This window comes from Arthrobacter sp. JCM 19049 (assembly GCF_001310435.1).
Genome location: NZ_BAXF01000237.1, coordinates 1 through 3,319, shown reverse-complemented (window position 1 = coordinate 3,319; position 3,319 = coordinate 1). Strand labels below are relative to the sequence as shown.

Genomic DNA, 3,319 nt, shown 5'->3' with positions numbered 1-3,319 from the left:
CTGGACACCGGCATGCCGATCTCCGAACTGGACGAAACCGGGCGCCGGGCCGTGGCCGGCTGATCGCCGATGAGCTGATCGATCCGCGCCAGGCCTTCGCCGGGCGGATCGTGCTGACCCAGCGCGGTCGCCTGCTGGCCGACCTGGTGGTGCGCGAACTGCTGAACTTCTAATTCGTAGACCTTGGCCCGGCGGCACTGGCCGCCAAAACGTCCGAAGCCCACCGCCTGATCCTCATCAGCGGTGGGCTTCGGGGGTTTTTCCCTGGTTCTTGGGCGCGGGCCAGGCCCGCGCTACTTCATCAGCCGCAGGTTCAGCGGGTAGCGGAAGGGGCGTCCCTTGTTGACCTGGATGCCGGCGCGGGCACCCATCAGCGTCATAAACACCCATAGCGCCACACCGACCACGGCGAACAGCCAGCCGATGAACGGGATCAGGCTCAGCAGGTTCAGCAGGATGGCCAGGACCGTGAGCGGGAAGGTGAAGTTGAACGCTTCCTTGGATTCCTGCGCGGTGAACGGACCGCGGTCACGGTACACCGCGTAGATGATGGCCGAGGGGATGCACCCCAGGATGCTGCCGAAGTGAGCGAGCATCGCCCATTGCCGATCCTCGGTGGGGCTCAGTGGCAAAGCGGTCACCTGCGAACCTCAAAGCGTGAGTTCTCCGGTGAAGACTCAGTCTGGCGAGATGGCACTGTCGAATTTCCTTGCAATGTCTGAAGTGTGGTTACTGCCTCGAGTCTAGCCACCGGGACCGCATCGGAAGCTCGACTCGCGGAACTAACCCTGCGATTCACCGATTGTTAGGAAACCGTAATCTTCGGTCGTGAGGAAATCGATCAGGTGCTCGACCTTGCCCAGCAATTCGGGCTGCAGCTGCGAATAGTATTCGACCTTCGACAGGATCCGCTGCCAGCCCAACCCGATGTCGGCGGCGCTCTGGTGCGGCCAGCCGAAGCTGCGCAGCACCCCGGTTTTCCAGTCGGTGCCCTTGGCGATCACCGGCCACGCGGTGATGCCCAGCACCTCGGGCTTCACCGCCTGCCAGATGTCCACGTAGGGGTGGCCCAGGATCAGCACGTTACCCTGCGCGCCGGGCGTGGCCATCGCCTGCTGCACGATGCGTTCCTCCTTCGTCCCGGAAATCAGGTGGTCGACCAGGATCCCCAGGCGGCGCTGCGGGGAGGGGTCGAAGTCCCGGATGGCCGCGGCCAGATCGTCCACGCCGTGCAGCGGTTCAACCACGATGCCCTCGACGCGCAGGTCATGGCCCCACACCTTCTCCACCAGCTCGGCGTCGTGCTTGCCCTCCACCCAGATGCGGCTGGCCCGGGCGGTGCGCGCCTTCTGCCCGGTCACCGCGCGGGACCCGGAGGAGGAACGCAGGGTGCTGGCGGATTGTGCCTGGGCGCGCGGCTCGACCAGCTCCACCGGCTCTCCCTCCAGCAGGAAGCCGAAGCCGCTCTGGAAGGACTTGGTGCGCCCATGGCGGTCCTCCAGGACAATGACCCGCATGCCCCCGGACTTCTCGGTGCGCACCAGCTCACCAACCCAGCCGGAGGCCACATCCTCCAGCAGAAGCCCGCGCTCCACCGGAACCTGACGCAGTTTCTTGGGAGCGGGGGTGCCCAGATCCATGGCGCCCCACGGGTAGTTGCTCACTGAATGCAGCCCTTTCGCTGTGACCGAATACGAACCAGATTCCAATGCTAGCAAGCGCTGAACGTACTAGACTTGGCACTTGAGGACGTAGAGTGCTAAATGCCGTGAGGCATGGAAGGTGGTGTGACAGTGAGCGAATTGCGGCGCCTGGATGTGCTGCGAGCCATCGTGGAGGATTATGTCCAATCCCGCGAACCGGTGGGCTCCAAGACCCTGCTGGACCGGCACGACCTGGGGGTCTCGGCGGCCACCATCCGCAACGACATGGCCGCGCTGGAGGACGAAGGACTGATCGTCGCCCCGCACACCTCTTCCGGGCGGGTGCCCACAGAAAAGGGCTACCGCCGGTTCGTCGACGAGATCGGTGAGATCAAGCCGCTCTCGCGCGCCGAACGCGAGGCGATCAACCGGATCATGGACACCTCCCAGGATCTGGAGGAGATGCTGCACAGCACCGTGCGGCTGCTGGCGAAGCTGACCAACCAAGTCGCGATGATCCAGGTGCCGCAGTACGACACGGCCGCGCTGCGGCACATCGAACTGGTGGGGCTCAGCCAGCACCAGTTCCTGCTGGTGCTCATTGCCTCCAACGGCAGCGTGGACCAGCGGGTGCTGAGCACCGCCGCGCCGTTCACCGACGAGTCGCTGGCCGGGCTGAAGAACACGCTGCTGGAGGCGCTGGCCGGGTACCAGCTTTCCGAGCTGTCCGTGCTGCTCTCCACCCACAGCGTGGAAATCCCGGGCCAGGACCAGGACCTGCTGGGAGAAATCCTTGCGGCCCTGCGCGAAATGGCGCATTCGGCCACCGAACAGCGTATCGTGATGGCGGGAACCGCGAACCTGGCCCGTGCCGGGGGAGACTTCCCGCTGAGCATCACCCGGTGCTTGAGGCGCTGGAGGAGCAGGTGGTGCTGTTGAAGCTGTTTTCCGAACTGGAAGCCGATTCGCGCGGCCTGTCGGTGAGCATCGGCACCGAAACCATATCGGGGAGCTGTCCGAGGCGGCGGTGGTGGCCACCAGCTACGGCAGCGATGCCCGCAACAAGCTCGGGGTGCTGGGCCCGACCCGGATGAACTACCCCTCCTCGATGGCCTCGGTGCGCGCCGTGGCACGCTACCTGTCCCGAATCCTGGCGAACTGAGACTCGCCGGCACAGACTTTGACCAACGGTTAGGAAAGGACACGCGAGAAACGTGAGCTCGCATTACGAGACGCTGGGTGTCGCGAAGGACGCCACGCAACAACAGATCAAGAGCGCCTACCGCAAGATGGCCCGCAAACTGCACCCGGATGTGAATCCCGGGCAGGACGCTGCGGAGCAGTTCAAGCTGGTCACCCGCGCCTACGAGGTCCTTTCGGATGAGACCAAGCGCGCCAACTACGACGCCACCGGGGATGAGAACGGCAACGGCCACCAGGCTTCGGCGGGGCCGGCGGCTTCGGCGGGTTCGGGGACATCTTCGAGCAGTTCTTCGGCGGCGGCGGACAGGGCCAGGGCCCGATCCCGCGCACCCAGCGTGGACGCGACGCACTGATCACCGTGACCATCGACCTGGAGGACGCGGTCAAGGGCACCGTGTACCCGCTGGAGATGGAAACCGCGGTCACCTGCAAGACCTGCCACGGTGAGGGCACCCGCGAGGGCACCAGCCCGG

Annotated in this window: 2 protein-coding genes and 2 pseudogenes; 2 read left to right on the top strand and 2 right to left on the bottom strand. The window is 65.4% G+C overall.

What is annotated here, in order from left to right; all coding sequences use genetic code 11:
• Positions 1–293: 293 nt before the first annotated feature.
• Positions 294–641 carry a DUF4870 domain-containing protein gene (locus JCM19049_RS10160; RefSeq protein WP_246049456.1) on the bottom strand — a complete coding sequence of 116 codons (348 nt, stop codon included), beginning with the start codon at positions 639–641 and terminating at the stop codon, positions 294–296.
• A gap of 141 nt (positions 642–782) precedes the next feature.
• Positions 783–1,664, bottom strand: coding sequence for a DUF3097 domain-containing protein (locus JCM19049_RS10155; protein WP_054821525.1), 882 nt, complete (start codon positions 1,662–1,664; stop codon positions 783–785).
• A 129-nt stretch (positions 1,665–1,793) separates the two neighbouring features.
• On the opposite strand from JCM19049_RS10155, the pseudogene hrcA reads away from it, so the two are divergent.
• Positions 1,794–2,805 (top strand): annotated as a pseudogene (gene hrcA / locus JCM19049_RS10150) (heat-inducible transcriptional repressor HrcA).
• A 52-nt stretch (positions 2,806–2,857) separates the two neighbouring features.
• A pseudogene (locus tag JCM19049_RS10145) lies at positions 2,858–3,319 on the top strand (DnaJ domain-containing protein); the annotation flags it as partial.